Origin of the sequence: Alteromonas sp. AMM-1 (assembly GCF_047290655.1) — a bacterium.
Taxonomy (GTDB): domain Bacteria; phylum Pseudomonadota; class Gammaproteobacteria; order Enterobacterales; family Alteromonadaceae; genus Alteromonas; species Alteromonas mangrovi.
Map to the genome: position 1 here is coordinate 1 of NZ_JBLBUE010000159.1, position 7,914 is coordinate 7,914.

7 protein-coding genes are annotated in these 7,914 nt (G+C 46.9%); 2 read left to right on the forward strand and 5 right to left on the reverse strand.

Going from position 1 to position 7,914, the window contains the following annotated elements; all coding sequences use genetic code 11:
* From ACLR2L_RS16980 to ACLR2L_RS16990, 3 genes are all read right to left on the reverse strand, one after another.
* On the reverse strand, positions 1-1,239 hold a 1,239-nt coding region (locus ACLR2L_RS16980), incomplete at its 3' end, for an ATP-dependent DNA helicase (protein WP_413369788.1).
* 107 nt (positions 1,240-1,346) lie between these two features.
* Positions 1,347-2,672: an alpha-amylase family glycosyl hydrolase gene (locus ACLR2L_RS16985; RefSeq protein ID WP_413369790.1), complete on the reverse strand. Its 1,326-nt coding sequence runs from the start codon at positions 2,670-2,672 to the stop codon at positions 1,347-1,349.
* 160 nt (positions 2,673-2,832) lie between these two features.
* Positions 2,833-3,726 (reverse strand): sulfite exporter TauE/SafE family protein, encoded by an 894-nt coding sequence (locus tag ACLR2L_RS16990; RefSeq protein ID WP_413369792.1) that lies wholly within the window; start codon positions 3,724-3,726, stop codon positions 2,833-2,835.
* Positions 3,727-3,923: 197 nt separating this feature from the next.
* Here ACLR2L_RS16990 and ACLR2L_RS16995 point away from each other — a divergent pair, with 197 nt between their 5' ends.
* A complete protein-coding gene (locus tag ACLR2L_RS16995; protein ID WP_413369794.1) occupies positions 3,924-4,418 on the forward strand; it encodes a DUF2244 domain-containing protein in 495 nt (164 codons plus the stop codon).
* A 104-nt stretch (positions 4,419-4,522) separates the two neighbouring features.
* Positions 4,523-5,377, forward strand: a complete 855-nt coding sequence (locus ACLR2L_RS17000; RefSeq protein WP_413369796.1) for a TraB/GumN family protein — start codon at positions 4,523-4,525, stop codon at positions 5,375-5,377.
* Here ACLR2L_RS17000 and ACLR2L_RS17005 read toward each other — a convergent pair.
* Together ACLR2L_RS17005 and fusA are read right to left on the reverse strand one after the other, a co-directional pair.
* Positions 5,370-5,615, reverse strand: a complete 246-nt coding sequence (locus ACLR2L_RS17005; protein WP_413369798.1) for a hypothetical protein — start codon at positions 5,613-5,615, stop codon at positions 5,370-5,372. The genes ACLR2L_RS17000 and ACLR2L_RS17005 overlap by 8 nt on opposite strands.
* Positions 5,616-5,951: 336 nt before the next feature.
* The coding region (gene fusA / locus ACLR2L_RS17010; protein ID WP_413369800.1) for an elongation factor G at positions 5,952-7,914 on the reverse strand (1,963 nt) is incomplete at its 5' end.

Consider the following 7,914-nt stretch of genomic DNA (forward strand, 5'->3'; position numbering starts at 1 on the left):
GCGCTGAAAATGGGTAAAGTCGTTATTCACCACTAAGGTGGCCGACGTAAACACCCATCCTCGTTCATCGCTTTCCACAAATCGTCGGAACTTGGCAGCAATAGACAGCGGCGTCATATGCAGCACAATATGCCGTGGCGTGGTCTCATACCACAGGCTCATGCCATCGTGTTGATCGGTGGTAAACAATGCCAGCTTATCACGCACCTGAACGATGCGGTCGAACAGATTATCCAGGTCTTTGTCGCGGCCAATATGCAGTTTGCATACGTCGTACACAACCCCAACGGCATCTTCCAGACGCGACATTTGCGTGCGGACCTCTTCTCGCTCGAGGTGTTCCACCCAATTGCCCTTGGCCGCTTTATCGGCAAACAGCAATCGCAAATCAGCGGCCTGCATACGCATTTTCTCGCCCGCTTTTTCCAGTTGCTCAGCATCTTTGAGTACGGTGCGATACAGCAGGGTGATTTCCTTGCTAATGTCCTGAATTTGACGGGTAGAAACGGCTTCACCAAAATATTCGCTGGCAATGTCGGGGATTTGATGGGCTTCGTCAAACACTATGCATTCGGCATCGGGGATCAGTTCACCAAATCCGGTGTCTTTAAGCGCCATATCGGCAAAAAACAAATGATGATTTACCACCACAATGTCGGCGTCCATCGCCTTTTTTCGCGCTTTAACTAAATAGCAATCTTCGTAGTCCGGGCAGTCGCGCCCCAGGCAGTTGTCCACCGTGGACGTTACTAATGGCAATACCCTGGCATCTTCCGGCAGGGTTTTGATCTCGCCTACATCACCGGTTTTAGTGGTATTGGCCCAGGCCCGGACAATGGACAATTCATTGAGTACGTCACTTTCAACTAATGTGGAGTTTCCACCATGCTGACCCAGTCTGTGGGTACATAAATAGTTTGCCCGCCCCTTTAGCAACGCCGTTTTGCGGTTACTGGCGAGGGCTTTTTTGATAACGGGTAAATCGCGGTGATACAGCTGTTCCTGCAGATTTTTAGTACCGGTAGAAATAATCGCTTTACCCTTGGCAAGCAATACTGGTGCAAGATACGCGAAGGTTTTGCCGGTTCCGGTACCTGCTTCAATGATCACGCTATGCGACTGTTTGATGGCCCGCTCTACCGCCTCGGCCATATCCGTTTGCGCCTGCCGGGGCTTGAATCCCCTGATTGATTCTGCCAGTAATCCGGTGCCCGAAAACACTTCACTTAACGTGGGCATAGTTTCTCTGTGTGATGTACCAAAACGGGTATTATGCCAAATAAAATTGAAAACGTCTGTGTTTAGCCGGCCAGCCGGTTAATCCGTAACCAAAACGGCCGCAAGAATTACATTTTCGGTATGGCGGCACTAAAATAAATCCGGTAGTCCCATGGATTTAAGGCTATCTCACTGCCTGCTTGCAATTCTTCAATGCTTTCTGAGGCCAACTCGAAATACTTGCCTGGGAACAATTGCTCCTCAAAACGCGCGGTTACGCACTCTTTCGACAGGTTAAGTACAATAAATACTTTACAGGTTGCCTGCATACGCACGAAACTGAACACCTGATCAGATTTGTTATTGGGTACCTGGATCATTCTGGCGCCATACTGGCCATTCCACAGCGCGGGCAAGCGCTTCTTAAGACGAATAAGCTTACTGTACAGATCCCCAATGGGATGCGGCTGCCACTTAATAGGATCGCGTTCGAAAAAAGCCAGACGCTTGGTTTCACCCGCTTCCTGACCATTGTGAATCAGGGGCATCCCCTCGCCCAGAACAGACAAAACAATAGCGGCTTCCAGGCAATCTCCAAATTGCTCACGCTGTGTCCCGTCCCAGGCGTTTTTATCGTGGTTACTCACAAACGTCATGCGATACGCACTTTGCGGCCAGGCTCGCTCATTCCAGGAATAGTATTTTCTGAGTCGATCTACGCTGGCTCTGCCCATGGCAATATCGTGCATGGTTTCATTCCAGCTCCAGGCATAGCTCATATTAAATGCCCGTTCATGCAGATCGCGATTTTCCCACTCTGCTAGCATAAACACTGGTTTAATGGCATCAAGCGCCTCGCGGGCCTGTTGCCAAAAATCGTTGGGCACGTAACCTGCCACATCGCAACGAAATCCGTCGATATCAAACTGATTTACCCAATAGCACATAGCGTTAATCATATACTCACGCAAGGCACTGTTGTTGTAATCAAACTCAATAATATCGCTCCAGTCCCACCAGGGGGATGGTCGAAAATCACCTTTGTAATCTTTGGCGTACCAATCGGGGTGCTGTTCCACCAGTTGGTTATCCCAGGCGCTGTGATTAGGCACCCAGTCGAGAATGACTTTCATCCCCAGAATATGCGCTTTATCCACCAACGCCTGAAAATCAGCTTCATCGCCAAATTCAGGATTGATAGCAAGGTAGTCTTTTACGGCGTACGGGCTTCCCAGTGTACCTTTTCTGTGTAATTCGCCGATGGGATGCACTGGCATGAGCCAGAGAATAGAAACCCCCAGAGAATGGAGATCAGACAAGCGCTGCGTAACCGCGTTAAACGTGCCCGCCTGGCTGAATTGCCTCACATTAACCTGGTAGATTACGGCATCCTTGCTCCACTCTGCCTGTGTTACCTGATACCGGTTGATCGGCTCATAAGTGTGTACTGGCATATCGAATCCTTTCCTGGCTGGAATGTCGACAATCATAACAGCGTTCAATTGCAATGCGTATATTCGATTAGAATAATACGACTAAAGGCCTATGCCTGAATGCTTAGCTAAGTAACTAAAACACAATAACAATCTGCGCTGCAAGTACTGCTCTGATGAGCTAGATCAGGCTGGCAATGCCCAGCAAAAGCACCCAGCCAGCAAAAAATACTTTCACTTGTCGCGGTGAAAACCAAAGCACAAGGTACCTTGCCAAACGCCCACCGATAATTGCACCAGCCCCCGCAAACAAAACAACATCCCAGACCACTGCTTCAGTAACAAAAGCGTGATATTGCACGCCTCCCCACACCGAAATAGCAGATAGAATGACCGCCGCAGCGATAGAAAAGCTAACACTAAATCCCCGAAAAATCAGATATACCGCAATCAGCTCGCCCACCCCAACCGATAAATAGGCAGTTACGACGCCCCCCACAAAACTGATTAGGAGAAGCGCCGCTATATCCCCAGACTCAATAGCGCTTCGGGTTGCTTCCCGTTTCAAACAGGCAATGGAAGCGAAAATCCCCAATGCCAGTAATACAGAGAAAATGCCAAAGCCAATATGCAGTTGTGAACCGAACTGCCTGAATGACATAGCTGAAAACCACTGACTGAAACCGTACTGCGTAAACCCTATTCCGGCTAACGAACCCAACGCGGTTATAAAGACAACGCGCAACAGTAATCGCCAGTGAGGCGACACTTCCGGTCCATGGCGAAAATACTGCAACCAACTGATCGCACCGGCACTCATTCCGCAACACTGGATGGCGAAACTGGTTGCGATTACCGCTTCTGCACTAAATTGTAATTGTTGAAAAAAGGGAACAAAAACAACGCCGCCACCGGCACCTGTTGCATTGGCAAATACCGCCCCAATTATGCCCAAAAGCATAAATGGTCCAAATTCAGGAATCACCGCGGGAAAAGCTGAATGACTAATAATTAATGCCACCCATATGATAATCAGCCCCACCCACACCGGGCTTAACAATGCCTGTTTTAACACTTAATTGCCTTCATTATAATTATTCTAAATAGGTACTACATTGATTGGTAAAACGGTCAAAAAATGCATCGAGATGCTGCTACATAGTAAGTTTTATTTTACAAATGGGAAAGACTAGCGCGCATTTAAAATGTACCTTGCTATAGTGAAAGCTGAAATCACATTGTGTTTGGTTTGTCAGATGCCCGGAGGTGGTTTTGGTAACGATAAAACATCATTCGCAATATACTCTGGTAACGTTGACGCCAAATCGTTCTGCCAGTTGGCAGGAAAGCAAGTGGTTGATGTGGCTTATGGCCAGCGTGGCCTTTATTATTGCTGTAGTCTGGACTATCGTTGGCGCTTGGCTGGTGTTCCCTTTTGCCGGGATTGAAATTGGTTTGTTTTGCTATTTGCTGTACCGGGTAAACCTGTTTACTTACAGCAGCCAGACCATCGCAATTGAAAAGCACCATATTCACGTGCAATCCAGCAACAGAGCTATGAAATCTGTATCCCTTTTGAGAGAAGATACTCATTTGGAATTATCAGAAAGTCCTCAGGACTGGTATCTGCCGCAGTTAAAGTTAGTGTGTAACGATAAATGCATTGCTATTGGGGATTTTCTGAATAAAGAAGACCGTCAGACATTGTATGAAACCATTAAGGAACTAGGCATACCCGCATGGCGGCACCACTGGTGGAAGCATTAGAATTCTATATCGCTACCGGGTTCATTATTGAGTAATACTCTGCACCGTTGCACCAGACGGCGATAACATATAGATTGTGGCTTTAGGTTATTTGTTGATTCTTGATGCGCTATCTTCTCTTATCTTCCTTTCTGTTATTCACATTCACCGGACACGCCGCTTCGGTTTGGAAGGTCACTAACGGTGACAACACAGTTTACATCGGTGGGACACTACACCTGTTGAGCCCCGACGATTTTCCGTTACCAGACGCCTATGCACAGGCATACAACGCCGCTACAAAACTGGTATTTGAAACCGATATTGCAGGATTAAATTCACCCGCATTTCAGCAGGACACACTTAAGCATCTGACCTATCAGGACGGCACCAGATTAAACGATGTACTCAGCAACGATACTTACAAAGCGCTTGCCGATCATCTGTCGAGTCGCCATTTATCGATCGATAACTTTGCCCATTACACCCCGGCCCTTATTAGCGTAACGCTTAGCGTGGTTGAGCTCAGAAACCTGGGACTCACCAGCCAGGGGGTCGATGAGTTTTATTATTTCCAAGCCATGATGGATAATAAGCAATTGGATTGGTTTGAGTCACCCCAGCAGCAACTTGCGTTTATAAAAAGCCTCGGGGATGGCGATGATGATCAAATTATTCGCTATGCCCTGGAGGATGTTTTACAAATTAAGGACTCAATTGGCGAATTGAAGGACTACTGGCGTTCTGGAAACATGGCGGGTATGGAGCAATCGTCCATGCGGGAGTTTGAAGCTTCGTTTCCCAAGGTATTTAATACCTTGCTTACCCAGCGAAACCAAAACTGGCTACCCATGCTAACGGGTATGCTAAGCACGCCAGAAACAGAATTTGTATTGGTTGGCACAATGCACTTAGCAGGTGCGAAAAGTGTGTTGTCTCTGCTAGAGAAACGCGGCTACTCGGTGCAGCAACTCAATTAGAACGTGCTTGTGTAGACGCATCAGCCTCACGTTTTACCAAAATAAACGTGAGGTACATCTTTGTAGGCAGCGACAAGATCATACCCACCGCCACTAAACAGGCACTTAGCACGATGCCCGTTACGCCCATCGCCTCTACGGTTTCGCTATACATATGGCAGTAGACACCAGTAAGGATAAGGCAAATTCCCACTATCATTACGATTTTGAGCAACAAAATCAGTTTTTTATCGGACATGTTAGACACTTAAACTCTTGTATATAAAAATTCTAATATACATAGCATTGAGAGATATTGATTTACGTCACCATTACTTCTCATATCAGACAGAAACTCAGCTGTGACATATGTCTATATTGATTCTGATAAACCGTTGAATAGTTCGCAATCCAGACCCCAAAACTGTACTGGTTGTAAGCATCTTTTGCAAAAAGCGATATGAACACCACCTATCATTTTTGCCTATTGGTCAATTTGCTTTGATACTTGGTATAAATCCGTCAATATTGTTTTAATGCCATAAAAAAACCCGCCAGAAGGCGGGCTTTTTAAACATTTACTGTAATCCAGAAATTACTTAGCTGCTTTACGCGCTTTTGCTTCTTCGATTACTTTCTCAGCAACGTTTTGTGGACATTGTGAGTAGTGGCTGAATTCCATAGAGAACTGACCACGACCTGACGTAATAGTACGCAGGTGACCAATGTAACCAAACATCTCTGACAGAGGTACGTCAGCTTTAACGCGAACACCCGTTGCGCCAGCTTCTTGATCTTTGATCATACCGCGACGACGGTTCAGGTCACCAATCACGTCACCTACGTTGTCATCCGGAGAGAACACGTCAACTTTCATGATTGGCTCAAGGATCTGAGGACCCGCTTTTGGCATAGACTGACGGAATGCACCTTTCGCTGCAATTTCGAACGCGATTGCTGATGAGTCAACTGCGTGGAAACCACCGTCAAACAGCTCAACCTCAACGTCCAGTACCGGATAACCAGCCAATGGACCCGCACCCATCATAGACTTAAAGCCTTTCTCGATGGCTGGGAAGAATTCCTTAGGAACGTTACCACCCACAACGGTAGACTTGAACGTAAAGCCAGAGTTAGTTTCTCCTGGACGGATGCGGTAATCAATCTTACCGTACTGACCAGAACCACCAGACTGCTTCTTGTGCGTGTAGCTGTCTTCAACTGCTTGCGTGATCGTTTCACGGTAAGCAACCTGCGGCTGACCAACTAACAGCTCTACGCCGTAAGTACGCTTCAGAATGTCTACTTTGATGTCTAAGTGCAGCTCACCCATACCTTTCAGGATGGTTTCGCCAGAATCTTCATCAGTTTCAACCTGGAACGTTGGATCTTCTGCTACCAGTTTACCGATAGCAATAGACATCTTCTCGTTTGCGCCTTTGTCTTTTGGCTTAACAGCAATAGAGATTACCGGCTCAGGGAAAATCATTGGCTCAAGTGTACAAGGTTTGTTTGGATCACACAGAGTGTGACCAGTTTGTACGTTCTTCATACCTACGATTGCGATGATGTCACCAGCTTGAGCAGATTGCAGTTCTGTACGCTCGTTCGCGTGCATTTCTACCATGCGGCCAACACGTTCTGTTTTACCTGTTGCAGAGTTCAGGATGGTATCACCCTTCTTCAGCTTACCAGAGTAAATACGTACGAAAGTCAGGGCACCGAAACGGTCGTCCATGATCTTAAACGCTAACGCGCGGAACGGCTCGTCTTCAGACACAATGGCTTTTTGACCAGTAGGTTCACCTGTTTCTTCATCAGTCAGATCCTGTGGATCAACTTCAGTTGGGTTTGGCAGGAAGTCTACAACCGCATCCAGAACTAACTGAATACCTTTGTTTTTGAATGCTGAACCACAGTAAGTTGGGAAGAATGCCAGGTCACGAGTACCTTTGCGAATACAACGCTTCAGGTCTTCCAGAGACGGCTCTTCGCCATCCATGTAAGCCATCATTACTTCGTCGTCCTGCTCAACAGCAGTTTCGATCATTTGCTCGCGGAATTCCTGGGCTTTTTCAACCATATCAGCAGGAATATCAACAATTTCGTAGTTTTCTGGCAGACCTGAGTCATCCCAAATGTACGCTTTCATGTCCAACAGGTTAACAACACCTTTGAACTGGTCTTCGATACCGATTGGCAGGGTCATTACCAGTGGGTTAGCTGCAAGAACGCGCTTAACCTGGCCAACAACACGGTAGAAATCTGCACCCATACGGTCCAGTTTGTTTACGAAGATTACACGGGCAACTTCTGATTCGTTAGCATAACGCCAGTTAGTTTCAGACTGAGGCTCAACACCGCCTGAACCACAGAAAACACCGATACCACCATCCAATACTTTCAGAGAACGGTAAACTTCAACAGTGAAGTCAACGTGTCCCGGAGTATCGATGATGTTCATACGGTGGTCTTTCCAGAAACAAGTAGTCGCAGCAGACTGGATAGTAATACCGCGCTCAGCTTCCTGTTCCATGAAGTCAGTAGTTGACTCACCA

Coding starts and splice junctions, on each gene's coding strand:
- ACLR2L_RS16985 (WP_413369790.1), bottom strand. CDS start 2,672: ATGCCAGTACACACTTATGAGCCGATCAACCGGTATCAGGTAACACAG.
- ACLR2L_RS17000 (WP_413369796.1), top strand. CDS start 4,523: ATGCGCTATCTTCTCTTATCTTCCTTTCTGTTATTCACATTCACCGGA.
- ACLR2L_RS17005 (WP_413369798.1), bottom strand. CDS start 5,615: ATGTCCGATAAAAAACTGATTTTGTTGCTCAAAATCGTAATGATAGTG.